This window comes from endosymbiont of Ridgeia piscesae (assembly GCF_001443665.1).
Taxonomy (GTDB): Bacteria; Pseudomonadota; Gammaproteobacteria; order Chromatiales; family Chromatiaceae; genus Endoriftia; species Endoriftia persephonae.
In genome coordinates this window covers 1-17594 of sequence record NZ_KQ557121.1, presented here as the reverse complement: position 1 = coordinate 17594, position 17594 = coordinate 1, and the positions used below count along the sequence as shown (strand labels likewise).

Below are 17594 nucleotides of genomic sequence, written 5' to 3'. Positions count from 1 at the left end.
TACAGAGGTCACGAAGGATGGTGGTCAGTATGTCACTGCAAGACTGGGTCAGAAATTCACTCAAAACAGGCCCCTGGCAAAGTTTGGCGTATCGTTACTTGTGCGCACCACCGACAAGCTATTCCGACAGGCTGGGCACAAAGGAAGCGCATTTTAGCCATGTGCCGGAACCGATCAATTGACCTAAACCAAAAAGTGAGGAGATGCAGCTCTCCCGGGGTCTAGAGTCGAGAGCGAGTCTGTTGGGTGTGGCTTGATGCAAGATCAATGCGATACAAGTGCAGTAACTTCATAGCTGACTCGACTCCGACCCCTGAAGTCCTCTCTAGCCAGATGATTGAACCGTGCTGACACATCAGGAACTACGTCAAAAGGCCGAGCGCTACTGGAGCAGTGGCCGGGCCTTACGTGCCGGGCTGGGAGAAGAGGCGCTCTTTCCTTCCCCTGCGTATCCCAGTGGAAAGGCCGGGCGCTAAGGCGTTGATGGCCGACTACAACCAGGTGCGTGATGGGAAGACAGCGCTAGAACAAGGCGCCGGCTGCCGGATCGAGTACGCAGAGGTCAATCATCGCCAGTTGGGGCGTCAGCAACTGGTTTTCGATCGCCTGGAAGATCTGTTGGGTTATCTGCGCAAAACCCGTGAGTTCGAGCGTTTCACGGCGGGGCTATTTCCCTCATGTGAAGTCGCTACTGATGGACCCCACGCTTGATATCGGCATCCATGCCTACATGGCTGTAGGTAAGGAGCGGGAGCTTCGCCTAGATACTCTTCTGGGCCCGGCTCAGCACCGTCCTGAAGGATACGTTCTCCAAGCTGCCAAACAGGGGGTGGCGGGTCAGTTTGCTCCGGCTCAGGCGCGGCGATGTGATACCGCACAGGAAACGGCTCAACAGGCGCGGCTGCATCAGTATTTTGGTCTGCTCCTGCCTGACGGCGCTGAGCTCCTGCCAGAATGTGTCACTGATTGTTTGTGCTCGGCGTGGCGGGAGCTCGCTCCTGCCACGTCGGCACCAGCTGCAATGGCCGCAGGGGGCTTCACGCTGTTCGCCGAAATGCTGTGCCAGGGCGTTGCTCTGACAGTCGTCCAGGGTGACCAGATCCAATATCTGTTGCAGACGATGGATCTCCGCGTCTTCCCGTTTGATGAGGCGTTGGTACAGCTCACTGGCCAGGGCCTCGGTGGTGTCCGGTTGTCGCATCCGCTGGAATCGGTGGCGTATGCCGGCGACCTTCACCTCTAGTAGCTGCTGCTCCCCCAGCCATTCGAGCGCCTGTACGATCCTGTCGCGGGTTGTTTGCATCGCTACGGCGGTCTCGGTTGGATCAATACTGAACCAGATTCTGCCCTTGACCGCATGCCGAAACAGGGTGGCGAGAAAATTACGATGTTCCCCCTTGAAGCGGGAGAGGATCTCGGCCGAGCTTTGCAGGGGTTTGAATTTGTAGTCAGCGTAGAAGGGGGTGCCGCCTTCCAGATAGCCCGCCAACTCCAGGTAGGTAAGCAGCGTTCGCAACACCAGCGGGCGGATGTCGTGCCGGGCCGACAGGGTATAGAGGCTGACGTCGAAGCTCGGCTCCTGAGCGAACAGCTCATCGATTAGACCATACAACGCGGCTTTATCTGGGGTGTCGCCATAGACAAAGTTTTCCAGCACGTTCAGGTCGTCGGGGCAGACTAGCATTTGGCAAACTGAAGGTGCGCCGTCACGCCCGGCACGACCGATCTCCTGCGAATAGTTCTCCAGACTCTTGGGCAGGTTGTAGTGATAGACTGCACGGATATTCGCCTTGTCCACCCCCATGCCGAAGGCGATGGTGGCGACCACGATGGCGTGGCTGGCTGTCATGAACCACTCCTGGATCTCGCCACGGATATCATCCTTGAGTCCGGCGTGATAGGCGCGGGCGGGTAACCCGGCATCGGCAAGTCGTTGGGCAACCGCTTCGGCAGTCTTTTGCAGGGTGACATAGACGATGGCCGGGCCGGGGGGGGTGTGGCCGATCGCCTCGAGCAACACCCGGTCGCGCTCCGACGCCTCGACTACGGTGGTCTCGATGTTGAGGTTGGGGCGGTAAAAGCCGGTGCTCACCGCGCAGTCTGGTTTGATCTCGAACAGCCGGCAGATATCCTCCAGCACTGCTGGCGTGGCGGTGGCCGTTAGAGCCAGTATGCGTTCGGCGCCGAACTGGCGAGCGAACCCCGCCAGCTTGAGGTAGTCGGGACGGAAATTGTGCCCCCATTCCGAGATGCAGTGTGCCTCATCCACGGCAAACAGGGCGATCTGGATAGGCTTTAGCATCGCCCTGAATCGCTCATTATTGAACCGCTCTGGGGCGACGTAGAGCAGCCGCAGCTCACCGCTCTTAAGTTGCTGCACCACCTCCCGGTACTCATCGGCAGTGAGTGAGGAGTCGAGTCGGCAGGCGCTGATGCCGCGTGCGGTGAGCGCATCTATCTGATCCTTCATCAGCGCAATCAGTGGCGAGACGACCAAAGTTACGCCGGGCAGCAACAGCGCGGGTAACTGATAGCAGAGGGATTTTCCGCCACCGGTGGGGAACACAGCAGCCGCTGAGTGGCCGTCGAGCAGACGTTGCATCACCGCCTGTTGGCCGGGGCGTAACTCGGTGAAGCCAAAATAGTGGTGCAGGGCCGTCTGAATCCTTGATGACATGGGGACCTCCTGTCCCCGGCTATCGGGAATAGTGTGCATGATCGCTTCATTATCCCCCCAATCGCGGACCGAGGGCCATTTCAGATGTGGCGGTGATTGCCATCACTACCGGTCGGTTGTTAGCGTCTGTGTTTACTCGATCAACAAGGAGATGTGATCAATGAAGAGGACAGGGATCTGTTTGGGCTGGCTGTTGGCGCTGTTTGTTACCTTGACTGCCCATGCCGCGGCGCCGGATCTCCTGCTGCTGACAAAGTATCGGCCGGGGATGGATGTCAGCGGCTGGTTTATGAGCGAGAAGCTCGATGGCGTGCGGGCCTATTGGGACGGCCGACAGCTGCTGTCGCGCCAGGGCAAGCTGTTTGCTGCCCCCAGCTGGTTTACCGAGAAGCTTCCCCCTTTTGAGTTGGACGGTGAATTGTGGATCGCCAGGGGGCGCTTTGAAGAGACCCTCTCCATTACGTCGCGCGATCAGCCGCACCCGGGGTGGCGCCGCATCACCTACAACATCTTCGAGGTACCGAATGCGCCGGGCGGTCTGGATGCCCGCTTGGGGCGACTGCGGCAATACTTGGCGCGCGATTCGGTTGAGCAGTTGCGGATTATCCCTCAAGCCGTTTGTCGAGATGTTGCCCATGTTATGACGCGGTTGATGGCGGTGGATGCGGCCGGTGGTGAGGGATTGGTATTGAGAAATCCTGGCAGCCCTTACGAAACAGGCTGCAGTCCCAACGCCCTCAAGGTGAAACGCTTTGATGATATGGAGGGCAGAGTGGTTGGCTATCGGCCTGGCAAGGGGAAATACCACGGAATGACCGGGGCCCTATGGGTAGAGATCGAGGGAAACAAGCGCTTCTATATCGGCTCCGGCCTGACAGATCGGGAACGCGCGGCGCCACCTGCGGTCGGCAGTGTGGTCACATTCAAGTATCAGGGTTTTACCAACAACGGTATTCCGCGCTTTGCGTCGTTTCTGCGGGTTAGCGATGCGCGTTAACCCGCATCTCTCCGCCCCATGGCGATGGGCAATCCCTCTGCATTTCGCCGGAGGAACGCCAGCAGCGATCCACCGTGTGTGGAGATGGCTTCCCTGGAGTCGTGGCCGGTTTCAGGCAATAGCAGCAGTTCCACCCGGTCGTCGAGGCGGTTGGCGTATATCCGCTGTGCATCCGCCAGCGGAACGCTCTCGTCCTCCTCGCCGTGTACCAGCAGTACCGGACAGCTCCCCTGCCGGATGGTGTTGCAGGGGGCGATATCATCGAAGTTGGCCTTGATGGTCCGTTCGATATAGCGCAGCACCAGCCAGCCGATGGGCAGGTATGGAATATGGTGTGAGCGCATCTGCCTGCGCATCATCTCTACGGGGTGGGCGAAGGCGGCGATGCTTATCACGCAGGCCAGATCCTGTCGGCGGGAGGCTACCAGCAGCGCCGCAGCTGCCCCCACGGAGTGGCCGAGCAGGCACAGCCGCTGTGGGTCAATGCGTGGCTGGTGGCCCAGCCAGTCGAGCCCGTGCTCGAGATCTTCGGCGAAGCGTGGCATGGAAGAGAAACTGTCATCATCGCTGTTGCCGTGATTGCGGGCGTCTAGCAGCAGTACAGCATAGCCTTCGTGATGGAGCAGGGAGGCGAACGGCAGCATGTGCCCGGCGTTGCCGCCCCAGCCATGTATCACGGCCACCGCAGGGCCGTTTTTGATGCCTTCCGGGAGTGGAATGAACCAGGCAAACAGGCGCTTGCCGTTTGCGGTTGGGATGCGCACGGCCCGGTAGGGCAGCCCCAGATCTGCTGGCGATCTATGCTCCTGGATCCTCGGTGCGCGATAGGCCCGGTGAATCAAAATCGGTGTCAGGAGGGCTCCCGCCAACAAGGTGAGCGCAATCAGTATCAGGGTATTCATCGCGGCAGGTTTAGCTTGGCGCAGAGTCCGTCCTCGGAGCGGTTATGCAAAATTAGGTCGCCGCCATGGGCGCGTGCGATGTTTCGTGCAATCCCAAGACCCAGTCCCGTCCCTCCAGTCTGTTGGGCACGGGAGCTTTCCAGACGAAAGAACGGGTCAAATACCTTCTGCAGTGACCCTTCGGGAATGCCTGGACCCTTGTCGCAGATGGATATGACGACCTCTGCTTCTGTATCTTCAATTTTGATATCGGCTTGCCCGCCATAGCGCACAGCGTTCTCCACCAGGTTGACGATACAGCGTTTCAGCGCCAGAGGTTTGCCATTGTAGGGCGCGATTATCTGGCCATGAAGTTGCACATCCTCGCCCGCTTCCTGGGCATCCTCCTGAATGCTTTCCAGCAGTGCCATCAGATCCAGGCGCTGGCTGGGTTCTCTTGTTTCGGTACCCCGCATGAAGTCCAGAGTTGCGCTCACCATGGACTCCATATCATCGAGATCCTTCTCGGTCTTTGCCCGCAGTTCCTCGTCGTCCATTAGATCCGTGCGTAGACGTATTCGGGTCAGTGGTGTCTTGAGGTCGTGGGAGACTGCCGCGAGGATACTCGCCCGGTCTTCGATATAGTTCTTCAGGCGAGTTTGCATGGTATTGAAGGCTTTCGCCGTATCCTTGACCTCGGCGGGGCCGGTCTCTTTGAGTGGCGGTTGCTGGATATCCTTGCCGAGCCCTTCCGCCGCTCGCCTCAGATCCCGCAAGGGACGGATGATCGAACGTACGCCGATGAGTGAGAGCAGGATCACGCTGATCAGCAAAATAGCCAGGACGATGAGGAGCCGGGTTGGCCAATCGAACATGCGCTCGGAAAGACCGCGCTCGAAGCGTACCCAGGTGCCGTCTTGTAACCTCACCTGGATGTGGAAAAATTGTGCCATGGTATGCAGTCCGTGCATGTAGGCCCAGGGGCCTGACATGGGGCCGCCGCTCATCATATGCTGGCGGTGCATTTGCGGCATCTGCGGTTCCATGACCGAGCTTTCGATGGAGACCCGTACCTCGGTATGCTGCGGCAGCTGTTTCAGCAGTTGATGTCTGACCATCTCGGAAGTGGGATGGGAATTCTGATCCGCTTCCGGGATTGAAGCCGGTTGCTCAGAGAGGGTGATCTGTAGCTCCGGGCTGGCCAATAACGGCACTAGCTGTTGGCGATCATGGGCGGGAAGGGAGTCAAGGAGGCGGACAATGCCTGCTGTACGGACGATCAGGTTCTCTCGAATGGACTCGTAGAGTACCTGTCCCCGGTCACGCAACAGGATGAAAGCCGAGAGCAACTGAGCCAGGACCAGGCCCGTCAGCAACAACAGTACCAGCCTTCCGAAAAGTGATTTTGGCACCTTGAGTCTCCCCTTCAGATTGCTGACGAGACCTTGCTTGCGAGCAAGTAGCCGCGACCGCGTAGGGTCTTGATCAATTTTGGCTGCTTGGCATTGTCGCCGAGGCGTCTGCGCAACCGGCCGATCAGGACGTCGATACTGCGGTCAAAGGGGCCGCCGTCTCGCCCCTGGGTCAGGTCAAGCAATTGGTCGCGGGTGAGTGCTCGGTTGGGGTGGGTCAGCAGCACGTGCAATAGCCGATACTCGGCGTTGCTCAAGGGGACCACCAGACCATCGGGTGAGGTAAGGTGCTGGGTTCGGGTGTCCAGGATCCAGTCGGAGAATATGAGCCGCTCCGGGGCATTCGCCAGCGGGTCGATGGGCAGGTCCCGTACCCGGCGCAGTACCACCTTGATCCGGGCCAGCAGCTCCCTGGCGCTGAAAGGCTTGGCCAGATAGTCGTCCGCTCCCATCTCCAGACCCAGGATGCGATCCATCTCATCGCCTCGTGCCGTCAGCATGATCACCGGAATCCTGGAACGCGTGCGCAGGGTACGGCAGAGCTCCATTCCGTCAACGCCGGGCAGCATCAGATCAAGGGTGATGAGATCGATGCGGGCCTGGTCCAGCGCCATCCACATGCCGGTGCCCTCTGCCGCCGTCGTGACCTGGTAACCATTCTTCTCCAGATAGGTCTTGAGTAGGTGTCGGATCTCGGGGTCGTCATCGACGACCAATATGTGGTCTTGAGGGGTGTCCATGGCTCCAAATCTAAAGGGTTTTTTCTACTTGTGAGGGAGTGAATTGTAACGCTCGGTAATTTTCAAGGCCCCTGTTACATAAGATTACAAAACGCCTCTTTTTCGACACTGGCGGCTTACACAAGTGCGGTTTTATAGAAATCAAGGCAAGAGCCTGAACAACCAATTCGATTCACTGTAACGCAAAAAGGAGAGAGTCATGAAACAGACAACCAAACAATTTCTGGGTATCGCTGCCGCTTCCGTACTTGTTATTGGTCTGGTCAACGGTGTATTCGCCCACGGTGGATATGGTCCTGGTTTTGGCCCCGGCTGGGGTGGTCACCATGGGATGATGGGCGGTCCTGGTGGCATGTACGGCCCAGGTGCTGGTCCGGGTTGGATGATGGACGGTGATCCGGTGGCCTATGCGGATCAGCAGCTGATCGGACTGAGAAGCACACTGGGTATTACGGCTGACCAGGAGAGTGCCTGGAACGCTTATACAGAGGCTGTGAAAGGCAAGGCCGGACTGATGGCTTCTCATCGACAGAGCATGTTTGGCAGCGGGTCGATTGCACCTGAACAGCGCTTCACTTTCCATCAGCAGGGGTTGGAACAGATGCAAAAGGTCACTACCGCCAGTCGTGATCTGTACAGCGTACTGACCCCCGAACAGCAGGCCAGGGCCGGTAACTTGATTGGGCTGCATCACGCTCTTCGGTGAGGGAGCATCTCTTCCAAGAGGTCGGAGTCAAACCGTGCTGCCGTGTTCTGTTTGCCTGGTACACTGGACGGCTTGGCTCCGACACCTGCCTTATGTTCCCCCTGCTTCAAGGAACTTTTCTGGAAAGTGTTTGCCAAAAAATATTGAAACAAGAATGAATCTCAGTATGATCTACCTCCATGCACCGACTCTCTGAAAGATTGCTGGCCATTCTGCTCATGCTGCTGCTGGGATTTGCTCCACTGCAGGGTGCGATAGCCGGTTTTGCCGCTTCCTCCGGCCAGGAGGAGGGGGCGCATCAGATGTCGAGCATGCATGAGAGTGGTGCGGGTATGGCTGTTATGGATCATACAACCCACGATTGTGAGCAGTGCAATGCCGGCAATGACTGTACCGGTCATAGCTGCTCCTCCAGTCATTGTACTTCCTGTGTGCTGGCGCTGTTCTCGGTCTTTTCTCACCCTACAATGCTGACTGTTAACCCCGTATCACTATCGGCGGATGACGGTTTTATAAGCCAACTCTCCTCTTTCCTCTTCCGCCCGCCCAGGGCCTGACTTCCCTGCTGTTGATCTCTGGTTTTTCAGGGATCGCTCTTGTGACAACTGTTTGTTGACCATTGGTCAGCAGCGTTATGTCTGCTGCTGACTTGCAGAGGAAGAATAACTCCATGAGTAGTATTAACGACCCAATCAAGGGGGGCGGTCGCTTTCGGCGTCCTACCTCTCGCGACACTTCTCCATCCCTGGAAGGCGTCTGTCTGACGCGCCGCCGATTTGTACAGGGGCTGGCGATGGGTGGTGCCGTCGCCGGCCTAGGGCTGGGTTCCAGCGCCCTTGCTGCCGCTATGAAACAGCAGGGACCACAGACCCTGCGCGGCACCGATTTCAATCTGACCATCGGTGAGCAGGCGGTCAATTTCACTGGCGCGCCACGTATCGGCACCACCGTCAATGGTTCACTGCCGGCCCCCATCCTGCGTTGGCGGGAAGGCGATACCGTGACGATGCGGGTAACTAACCTGTTGCGTGAAACCAGTTCCATCCACTGGCACGGCATCATCCTGCCGAGCGCGATGGACGGTGTACCAGGTATCGCTACCGGCTTTAATGGAATCAAGCCGGGTGAAACCTTCACCTATCAGTTTCCGGTGACCCAAAGCGGGACCTACTGGTACCACAGCCACTCCGGGTTTCAGGAGCAGACCGGGCTCTACGGTTCTATCATCATCGACCCCAGGGAGCCGGAACCCTTCAGCTACGATCGGGACTATGTGGTGATGTTCTCCGACTGGACCGATGAAGACCCCACCGATGTCTATGCCAAGCTGAAGAAGCTCAGCCACTACTACAACTTCAATGAGCGTACCCACACCGACCTGATGAAGGACCTCAAGGAGAAGGGGCTGGCCGCTACCTGGAACAACCGCAAGATGTGGAATCAGATGCGCATGAGTCAGCGCGACCTGTCTGATGTGACCGGCTATACCTACACTTTTCTGACTAATGGCCAGACTCCGGCGGATGGCTGGACAGGGTTGTTCAAGAGAGGCGAGAAGGTCCGTCTGCGCTTTATCAACGGTTCAGCTATGACCTTCTTCGATGTACGCATTCCCGGCCTGAAGATGACCGTGGTGGCAGCGGATGGTCAGTACATCGAGCCGGTGACGGTGGATGAGTTCCGCATGGGCGTGGCGGAGACCTATGACGTTATCGTCGAGCCTAAGGACGACACGGCCTACACCATCTTCGCCCAGGATATCGCCCGCTCTGGTTATGCCAGGGGGACTTTGACACCCGATCCCTCATTGACGGCTACGATCCCCGAGATGGACCCGGTACCGAATCTGGGGCATGGGGATATGGGCATGAACATGATGAACCACACCGGACATGACATGTCGGGTATGGACCACAGCCAGCATCAGATGCCGGATGGGAAGATGATGTCTGGTATGGACCACAGCCAGCACCAGATGCCGGATGGAAAGATGATGTCAGGCATGGACCACAGCCAGCACCAGATGGCCGGCATGGATATGGGCGGCATGCAGTTGGCTCAAGCACCGTCAGCGAAGCCGGTAATGAAGCCCAATCCATCGGACTTTACCGCAGGTCCCGTCCATCATGCTGCAACCGAATATGGCCCCCATGTAGACATGCGCGCTGATGCGCCTCAGTACCGGCTGGATGATCCTGGTGTCGGCCTGCGTAATAACGGCCGTCGTGTTCTCACCTACGCTGATCTGCGCAACCTGCGCACCACCCACGATCACCGTGAGCCGGACCGGGAGATCGAACTCCATCTGACCGGCAACATGGGGCGTTACATGTGGTCGATCAACGGCGTCAAACACAGCGATGCCGAACCCCTGCGCTGGAAGCTGGGTGAACGCCTGCGTATCACCTTCGTCAACGACACCATGATGAATCACCCGATGCATCTGCACGGAATGTGGAGTGATCTGGAGACCGGCGACAACAACTTCATCCCGCGCAAGCACACCGTGATCGTGCAGCCTGGCTCCCGGATTAGCTACCGGGTCACCGTGGATGCGGAGGGTGGCTGGGCCTACCACTGCCATCTGCTCTACCACATGCTCGGCATGTTCCGCACCGTCATCGTCAGTTGAGGAGGCAAAGATTATGAAAAAGACAGTAGCTGTTTTGATGGCGATCGGACTATCCGCCCCCGTCTTTGCCGGTGGGGCAGATGATCCGCTGCTCTACAAGGTGATGATCGACAAACTGGAGATCAGGAGTACAGATGGCCCCAATCCACTGGTACTGGAAGCGGATGCCTGGGTCGGATACGACCTCAACAAGTTCTGGTTCAAGACCGACGTGGAACGGGTGGATGGCAAAACGGAAGAGGCTGAAATGCAATTTCTCTACAGCCGTGCCATCGCACCCTTCTGGGATCTCCAGGTTGGCTGGCGTCGGGATATTAAACCGGAACCGGACCGTGACTTTCTGGCCTTCGGATTCAAAGGCCTGGCGCCTTATCTGTTCGAGGTAGATACGGGAGTGTTCATTGGTGAATCGGGACAGATCGGTGCCCGACTGGATGCGGAATATGAGTATATGTTCACGCAAAAACTGATCCTGTCCCCCGAGATCGCGATGAATCTCTACAGCAAGGACGACGCAGCGGTCGGCATTGGCTCCGGTCTCTCCGACATGGAGTTGGGACTGCGGTTGCGCTACGAGGTACGGCGAGAGTTTGCACCCTATATTGGCGTCAACTGGACGAATAAATTTGGCCAGACCGCCGACTTCGCTAGAGACGAGGGTGAGGACACCAGCGATGTTCAGTTCGTTGCTGGTATCCGGGCCTGGTTCTGATCTTTCAACAACACTTTTTCACCGGCCCAGAGGAAGGGCCGGTGGAATGAAACCGAAGGAGTCTGAAACATGAAGAAACGATTATTGGGTGTGCTGTTGCTGTCCAGCCTGATTGGGCTCGCCGGTTGCAGTGACCAGCAAAACGCGACGGCCAGCGTCTATAAACAAGTCGCATCGCCACCGGTGTCTCCGTCCGTTCAGCGTTGGTACAACCAAGAACAGGTTGCAAGAGGCAATGTACTGTTCCAGACAAATTGTGCCAGCTGTCATAAGCCGGATGCCTCAGGTACACCGAACTGGAAAGAACCCGATGCTGAGGGCAAGTATCCTCCGCCGCCATTAAACGGTACCGCACACACCTGGCACCACCCGTTATCCGTTTTGCATCGAACCGTGCAACGGGGAGGTATTCCTCTTGGCGGGACCATGCCGGGCTTTGCCGACAAACTGAACAATCAGCAGATCGATGACATTCTGGCCTGGGTGCAGACCCACTGGTCCGATGAGATCTACCGTGTGTGGTATGAGCGGAATGCTCAGGCTAGTAAATCCATGCGGCCAATCAATGGGGGCTAAGGAGAAAGATTATGACAAAGAAGAGAATCGTGAAGTCAAAGAAAACACCTGCTTATGCAAAGCTCGCTGCTTGGCTGCTGGCCGGAATCACGCTGGTTACGGGAGGCGTATTACTCACTCAACAACCGGCTAAAGCGGCCGATGTAGTTGTCTATAAAAGCCCGACCTGCGGCTGTTGCAAGGGTTGGGTCAGTCATCTGAAAGAGAACGGTTATACGGTGGAAGTACACAACCAGCGCAACATGAATCCGGTGAAAGCAGAGCTGGGCGTGCCGCGTCATCTGCAATCCTGCCATACCGCCAAAGTGGGTGAGTATGTCATTGAGGGGCACGTGCCTGCCGATGTGATTGGCCGTCTGTTGAAAGAAAAACCACCTATCAAAGGCCTGGCTGTGCCCGGCATGCCCATGGGGTCGCCAGGGATGGAAGGGCCGAGGGAAGATCCTTATGACGTTGTGACCTTCCAGGCAAACGGAAAAACCACCGTGTATGCCAGGCGCAATCAGTAGGAGATAGAGATGATTAAGAAGCGTCTTGTTTCAGTTATCACGCCCGTTCTGGTAATGGCACTGCTGCTGGGGACAACCATCGCGAGGGCACACTCGCCATCAGAACAGGCAAAGGTCTATTTCATCGGCCTTGTGGATGGAGCAGTGGTAAAAAGTCCATTCAAAGTGAAATTTGGGATCGAGGGTTTCGGTATTACCCCTGCCGGGACCACGGGAAAGCGGCGGCATACTGCGGGCCATCACCACCTTCTGGTGGACCTGGATCAAACACCGGATATGGATGAGGCCATCCCAAGTGATGCACACCACATCCATTTCGATCAGGGAGAGACCGAAACCCTGCTGGAACTCCCCCCCGGTAGACACACGCTTCAGTTGTTACTGGGCGATGAGCAACATGAACCCCAGGATCCACCACTGATTTCCGGCAAGATCACGATCACCGTGCAGTGATGTTCTGTGTCTAAAGGAAGCCGTTATGAATAAACGAGCAGGCCAATTTGGATTGGGTGCGTTGGCGTTGGTGACTGGTGTCACTCTGGCTGGCGGCATGATGATGAACCATAGCGTGGCCAGACATCATCAGGGTATGCGGGTGGGTGTTCCTGAACCCTACAGAGATATGCGAAATTCATTGCCTGAATCAGATGCGGTCATAGCTGAGGGCGAGCAGCTCTATCAGGCCAACTGCGCTGCCTGTCACGGCAAGCAGGGTTATGGCGATGGCCCGGCAGGCAAGCCGCTTTCACCGCGACCAGCCAATCTCAACCATTTTATGCAAATGCGCATGATGGCCCGGGACAACTATCTCATCTGGACCATCAGTGAAGGCGGCAAGCGATTTAATACCGCCATGCCGGCATTCAAGGAGACACTGGGCGAAGAGGATCGATGGAAGATCATTCATTTCCTGAGAACGCTATAGTTTTTCATTAACAAATAGAGGGATAAAAGAGATGTACAGCTTTTCAACCCGACTGACGGGGAACCTGGACGAGATCGAACAGAAGTTAATCGGTGCGTTGAAGGACGAAGGATTCGGCATTCTGACCGAGATTGATGTGCAGGCCACGCTGAAGAAAAAACTGGGTCTGGAGAAGAGGCCCTACAAGATTCTTGGTGCCTGCAACCCGCCCCTTGCCAACCAGGCCATTGATGCAGAGCCCGATATCGGACTCCTGCTGCCGTGCAATGTGGTGATACGAGGAGAGGAGGATGGAACGATCACCGTTGCATTCATGGATCCGGAGGCGGTCTTAAATCTGGTCGATCGGGACGATATTGCTGAGCTGGCGAAAGAGGTGCGTTCCAGACTTCTTCGTGTGCGCCAGGCGATGGGTGGAAGCACGATTGACTGATCGTACAAAAAGATCCTTGACCTGTGTGTAACACGCAGGTTGTACGATAAATATACCAGCTGATTACAGCGAGATTATTCCAAATAGAGAGGCAGAGATGATGGCGATAACGAAAACCATGAGCATGGTCGTTTTTCTGGCTTCCGTTTCTTTTGCAGCGATTGCCGATTCCGAGCATTACGCTGAAGGTGCGGCAAATCCATCTTCCGGAATGCCCATGTCCAGTGGACAGATGCCGATGATGAGTGGCCAACAGGGTGGAATGGCCGGGATGAAGGGCCAGGGCAACATGATGATGGGTGGCGGCAAGGACGGTATGCCCATGATGAAGATGATGCAGGAGAAGCAGGCCATGATGCAGGAGCATATGAAGAAAATGGAAACGCACATGGCCAACATAGAGGCACTGCTGAAACAGTTGGTTGAGTTGCAGAAGAAATAGCAAACAACCGGCTGGCAGGAGGAACAGATCGATGCTCACAGTTAATGAACTTGCGATACAGAGCGATGCACCGGCCCATGTGGTTCGCTACTACGTGCGTATCGGTCTGATCCAGCCTGCCGGACAGCAGGAGAATGGTTACCGCCTCTTTACGTCACACGATGCAACCCGGATCCGTTTTATCCGCATGGCCAAGCATCTTGGCTTTACCCTGAATGAGATCAAACAGATCACCCGGCATGGGGATATGGGTGAGTCACCTTGTGACGATGTGCGAAAGATCATCCAGCATCGTATTCAGGAGAACCGGGTCAAGATTGAGGAGATGATGAAACTGCAGGCTCGCATGGAACAGGCACTGGAGCAGTGGAAGCTGATGCCAAACGGGATTCCCGATGGCAACAGCGTGTGCCATCTCATCGAGTCGATCGAAAGCAACGAAGATAAACAACCCTGTCACGCAGAGAGCTAAGGAGACAACCATGGGACATCCAGCAAAGAAACTTGAAACCTGGAACGGTGTCGATCCGGTCTGTGGCATGGATGTCAATCCCGAAAGCCCTCACCGCTACACATATAACCATATCGAATATGGGTTCTGTAGCGGTTCATGTCTCGACAAGTTTCGTGCTCAGCCAGAACACTATCTGAAGCCCTCCCCGGATACTGATCCGGTCTGTGGTATGGAGGTCTCAGCGGAAAGCGAATATCGATTCCATTTTGAGGGTGTCGAATATCGTTTCTGCAGTGAACACTGCGAGAAGAAGTTCGCGGTTGATCCATCCGCCTATCTGAATGATAAGGAGATGGATCAGGCGGCAGAGCAGGAACACGCCGATGCTGATAGCTGCCACAGCTGTCATCATGATCACGCTGCGAAGGCTGTTGCGCATCCGCCTGTGGCCGGCGCTGTCTACACCTGTCCCATGCATCCGGAGATCCAGGAAGCGCATCCCGGCCCCTGTCCCAAGTGCGGCATGGCTCTGGAGCCGATGGGTGAGCCGGTGGCGGTGACTCGCACCGAATACACCTGCCCGATGCACCCCGAGATCGTGCAGGAGCATCCCGGTAATTGCCCCAAGTGTGGCATGGCGCTGGAGCCGCGCACTATCGAGGTGGAGGAGAAAAACGAAGAGCTGATCGATATGAACCGGCGCTTCTGGGTGAGCGCCATGCTGGCCCTGCCGCTCTTCTTGCTGGCGATGGTGGCGGATCTCATGCCCAGCTGGCTGCCGGCTGGTCTATCCATGAAGACGGTGCAATGGATCGAGTTCACTCTGGCCACGCCGGTGGTCCTGTGGGGTGGCTGGCCCTTCTTCGTACGTGGCTGGCAGTCGGTGGTGAGTTGGAATCTCAACATGTTCACCCTGATCGGACTGGGCGTGGCGGTGGCCTGGATCTACAGCGTCGTCGCGTTGCTGTTTCCGGCCATCTTTCCCGCCAACATGCTGCACGAAGGCGGGACGGTCCCCGTCTACTTCGAGGCGGCAGCCGTGATTACGGCCCTGGTACTGCTGGGACAGGTATTGGAGCTGCGCGCCCGCAGCCGCACCAATGCGGCCATCAAGCTGTTGCTGGGGCTGGCCCCCAACACAGCACGCATCGTGCATGCGGACGGCACCGAAGATGACATTCCGCTGGAACAGGTTATGCCTGGCGACATCCTTCGAGTCAGGCCAGGAGAGAAAGTGCCGGTGGATGGCGTGGTGACCGACGGCAGTAGTGCTGTCGATGAGTCGATGGTCACCGGGGAACCGATACCGGTCGAGAAGACCCGGGGTGAATCCTTGATTGGTGCCACCGTAAATGGCACCGGTAGCCTGCTGATGCAGGCGGAGAAAGTGGGGAGTGATACCCTGCTGGCTCAGATCGTACGCATGGTCAGCGAGGCTCAGCGTTCGCGGGCGCCGATCCAGAAGCTGGCGGATATCGTTGCTGGCTACTTCGTGCCGGCGGTGGTGATGATTGCCGTACTCACCCTGATTGTCTGGGGCTTTTTTGGCCCGGAGCCGCGCCTGGCCCACGCCATGATCAATGCCGTGGCGGTGCTCATCATCGCCTGTCCCTGTGCGTTGGGGCTGGCGACACCCATGTCGATCATGGTCGGTACCGGCAAGGGGGCGACCCTGGGCGTACTGATCAAGAACGCCGAGGCGCTGGAGATCATGGAGAAGGTGGACACCCTGGTGGTGGATAAGACTGGCACCCTGACCGAGGGCAAGCCGCAGCTGGTTTCCATTCAGGTCAGCCAAGACTTCGAAGAAGATGAGATGCTGCGTCTCGCCGCCAGTCTGGAACGGGCCAGTGAACACCCGCTGGCGGAGGCCATTGTCCGTGGTGCCGAGGAGAGGGGTGTCAGCTTGGCTCCCACTGACCGGTTCGAATCGATCACCGGCCAAGGCGTGACCGGCACTGTCGATGGACGAGCGGTGGCGCTCGGCAACCTCACACTGCTCGAGGGGCTGTCGATCGATTCGGGCAATTTGCTTGCAGATGCCGAAATTGGTCGCGCACAGGGACAGACTGTCATGTTCGTGGCCATTGACGGTAAGGCTGCCGGACTGATTGGTGTGGCTGATCCCATCAAGGCCTCCACACCACAGGCCATTCGTGATCTGCATGTCGAGGGCGTAAAGGTGGTCATGCTGACGGGTGATAATCAAACGACCGCTCAGGCTGTGGCTGACCAGCTTGGTATCGACCGGGTCGAGGCCGAAGTGCTGCCGGACCAGAAGGCTGAGATCGTCAGAAAGCTCCAGGCGGAGGGGCATACGGTCGCGATGGCGGGAGATGGCATCAACGACGCCCCAGCCCTGGCGCAATCCCATGTCGGTATCGCTATGGGTACCGGTACCGATGTGGCGATGGAGAGCGCCGGCGTGACCCTGGTCAAGGGTGACCTGCGCGGCATCGTGCGTGCTAAGCGGTTGAGCCGGGCGACCATGCGCAATATCCGCCAGAACCTCTTCTTCGCCTTTATCTACAATTCTCTCGGTGTGCCGGTAGCCGCCGGTGCACTCTATCCCGTTTTTGGTCTGTTGTTATCACCGATACTCGCTGCGGCCGCCATGAGCTTTAGCTCGGTGTCCGTGATTGGTAATGCACTCAGACTCAGGCGAGTAACGATTTAACGAAGAGGAGGTCATGATGGGAAACGGTTTTGGTATGGGTTTTGGTGGTGGCTTTATGTGGTTGTTTTGGATCCTTTTGATCGTTGTGATTGTGTGGGCTGTAAAGGCGGCTGGGGGGAGTAGCAATGATTCACCTGAAACGCAAAAGTCTGCACTGGACATCCTGAAGGAGCGCTACGCAAGGGGTGAGATTGATCAAGAGGAGTTCGAGCAAAAACGAAAGGATTTGGGTGGTTGAATAGAGTCCGGAGTAAGTGATGAAAACGCAAGATTCCATGAAACCTGTAGGCACCTGGGAAGTCAGGCGCAGGATCAAGATACCGGCACTGGTTCATGCTGCCGATGCGATGGCAGTGGAAGATGCAGTCCGTGCTTTATCGGGTGTCCGCAATATGGCTACGGATGTGGAAAAACACCAGCTCATCGTGCGATACGACGCCAGTCAGTCGGCTTACCAAGCCATTGTGGAGGCGTTGGAAAACGCCGGCTTTCCGCCATTAGACAATTGGTGGTGCCGGTTTAAGGGCAATTGGTTTGAATTTACCGATACCAATGCCAGAGACAATGCACATGCACCGCCTCCGGCCTGTTGCAATAAACCACCCAAGTAGAGGGGTGGGTGATGCATTTCTGTTTACATCTGTCGTGAAAGATGACCGGATGAATCCCGTTATTCGACGAATCCTTTTGCTCGGGCTTTTGATACTGGTTCTTGTGTCTGCTTACTATTAATCGTTCCGAAAGTATTGGCAGTGTATACTGCTTTCCATGGCTACGATAAAAGAACAGCGTGATCAGAAAAGGAAAGATGTAGTGAGATC

20 protein-coding genes are annotated in these 17594 nt (G+C 56.8%); 15 read left to right on the top strand and 5 right to left on the bottom strand.

The window, feature by feature from the left end; translation table 11 throughout:
* Positions 1-393: 393 nt before the first annotated feature.
* On the top strand, positions 394-711 hold the full coding sequence (locus Ga0074115_RS15700) for a DUF3322 domain-containing protein (protein WP_157292660.1): 318 nt from the start codon (positions 394-396) through the stop codon (positions 709-711).
* 49 nt (positions 712-760) lie between these two features.
* Here the strand turns inward: Ga0074115_RS15700 and Ga0074115_RS04865 are convergent, their stop codons facing one another.
* A complete protein-coding gene (locus Ga0074115_RS04865) occupies positions 761-2677 on the bottom strand; it encodes a RecQ family ATP-dependent DNA helicase (RefSeq protein ID WP_087959733.1) in 1917 nt (638 codons plus the stop codon).
* Between the two features lie 160 nt (positions 2678-2837).
* Here Ga0074115_RS04865 and Ga0074115_RS04860 point away from each other — a divergent pair, with 160 nt between their 5' ends.
* Positions 2838-3674, top strand: coding sequence for a DNA ligase (locus Ga0074115_RS04860; RefSeq protein WP_057957348.1), 837 nt, complete (start codon positions 2838-2840; stop codon positions 3672-3674).
* Here the strand turns inward: Ga0074115_RS04860 and Ga0074115_RS04855 are convergent.
* The 3 genes from Ga0074115_RS04855 to Ga0074115_RS04845 are packed head-to-tail and all read right to left on the bottom strand — an operon-like array spanning position 3671 to position 6707.
* Positions 3671-4576 carry an alpha/beta hydrolase gene (locus Ga0074115_RS04855; protein ID WP_057957347.1) on the bottom strand — a complete coding sequence of 302 codons (906 nt, stop codon included), beginning with the start codon at positions 4574-4576 and terminating at the stop codon, positions 3671-3673. The two genes, Ga0074115_RS04860 and Ga0074115_RS04855, sit on opposite strands and share 4 nt — an antisense overlap.
* Entirely contained in the window at positions 4573-5967 is a 1395-nt protein-coding gene (locus tag Ga0074115_RS04850) for an ATP-binding protein (RefSeq protein WP_060528269.1), read from the bottom strand. Before Ga0074115_RS04850 ends, Ga0074115_RS04855 begins: the two co-directional genes overlap by 4 nt.
* Before the next feature lie 14 nt (positions 5968-5981).
* Complete coding sequence (locus Ga0074115_RS04845) at positions 5982-6707, bottom strand: response regulator (protein ID WP_057957074.1); 726 nt, start codon at positions 6705-6707, stop codon at positions 5982-5984.
* Positions 6708-6906: 199 nt separating this feature from the next.
* Here Ga0074115_RS04845 and Ga0074115_RS04840 point away from each other — a divergent pair, with 199 nt between their 5' ends.
* Complete coding sequence (locus Ga0074115_RS04840; RefSeq protein ID WP_057957073.1) at positions 6907-7413, top strand: Spy/CpxP family protein refolding chaperone; 507 nt, start codon at positions 6907-6909, stop codon at positions 7411-7413.
* A gap of 161 nt (positions 7414-7574) precedes the next feature.
* Here Ga0074115_RS04840 and Ga0074115_RS04835 read toward each other — a convergent pair whose 3' ends face one another.
* Positions 7575-7814: a hypothetical protein gene (locus Ga0074115_RS04835; protein WP_057957072.1), complete on the bottom strand. Its 240-nt coding sequence runs from the start codon at positions 7812-7814 to the stop codon at positions 7575-7577.
* Between the two features lie 269 nt (positions 7815-8083).
* On the opposite strand from Ga0074115_RS04835, the gene Ga0074115_RS04830 reads away from it, so the two are divergent.
* The 12 genes from Ga0074115_RS04830 to Ga0074115_RS04780 all read left to right on the top strand — a co-directional run bounded on the left by Ga0074115_RS04830 (position 8084) and on the right by Ga0074115_RS04780 (position 17384).
* Positions 8084-10045, top strand: coding sequence for a copper resistance system multicopper oxidase (locus tag Ga0074115_RS04830; protein ID WP_087959732.1), 1962 nt, complete (start codon positions 8084-8086; stop codon positions 10043-10045).
* Positions 10046-10058: 13 nt separating this feature from the next.
* Complete coding sequence (locus Ga0074115_RS04825) at positions 10059-10757, top strand: copper resistance protein B (RefSeq protein WP_057957070.1); 699 nt, start codon at positions 10059-10061, stop codon at positions 10755-10757.
* Positions 10758-10826: 69 nt separating this feature from the next.
* Entirely contained in the window at positions 10827-11333 is a 507-nt protein-coding gene (locus Ga0074115_RS15695) for a c-type cytochrome (protein ID WP_082626922.1), read from the top strand.
* Positions 11334-11344: 11 nt separating this feature from the next.
* Positions 11345-11842 (top strand): DUF411 domain-containing protein, encoded by a 498-nt coding sequence (locus tag Ga0074115_RS04820; RefSeq protein ID WP_057957069.1) that lies wholly within the window; start codon positions 11345-11347, stop codon positions 11840-11842.
* A gap of 9 nt (positions 11843-11851) precedes the next feature.
* Positions 11852-12295, top strand: coding sequence for a DUF4399 domain-containing protein (locus Ga0074115_RS04815; RefSeq protein ID WP_057957068.1), 444 nt, complete (start codon positions 11852-11854; stop codon positions 12293-12295).
* A gap of 25 nt (positions 12296-12320) precedes the next feature.
* Positions 12321-12767 (top strand): c-type cytochrome, encoded by a 447-nt coding sequence (locus tag Ga0074115_RS04810; protein WP_082626921.1) that lies wholly within the window; start codon positions 12321-12323, stop codon positions 12765-12767.
* 31 nt (positions 12768-12798) lie between these two features.
* Positions 12799-13200: a DUF302 domain-containing protein gene (locus Ga0074115_RS04805; RefSeq protein ID WP_005966592.1), complete on the top strand. Its 402-nt coding sequence runs from the start codon at positions 12799-12801 to the stop codon at positions 13198-13200.
* A gap of 97 nt (positions 13201-13297) precedes the next feature.
* On the top strand, positions 13298-13642 hold the full coding sequence (locus tag Ga0074115_RS04800; protein WP_057957065.1) for a hypothetical protein: 345 nt from the start codon (positions 13298-13300) through the stop codon (positions 13640-13642).
* A gap of 31 nt (positions 13643-13673) precedes the next feature.
* On the top strand, positions 13674-14114 hold the full coding sequence (locus Ga0074115_RS04795; protein WP_057957064.1) for a MerR family DNA-binding protein: 441 nt from the start codon (positions 13674-13676) through the stop codon (positions 14112-14114).
* 10 nt (positions 14115-14124) lie between these two features.
* The gene (locus tag Ga0074115_RS04790; protein WP_060528267.1) at positions 14125-16773 is read left to right on the top strand and encodes a heavy metal translocating P-type ATPase; all 2649 of its coding nucleotides are present in this window, start codon (positions 14125-14127) and stop codon (positions 16771-16773) included.
* A gap of 13 nt (positions 16774-16786) precedes the next feature.
* Positions 16787-17011, top strand: a complete 225-nt coding sequence (locus Ga0074115_RS04785) for an SHOCT domain-containing protein (RefSeq protein WP_060528266.1) — start codon at positions 16787-16789, stop codon at positions 17009-17011.
* Positions 17012-17030: 19 nt separating this feature from the next.
* Positions 17031-17384, top strand: a complete 354-nt coding sequence (locus Ga0074115_RS04780; RefSeq protein WP_060528265.1) for a heavy-metal-associated domain-containing protein — start codon at positions 17031-17033, stop codon at positions 17382-17384.
* Positions 17385-17594: the final 210 nt, after the last annotated feature.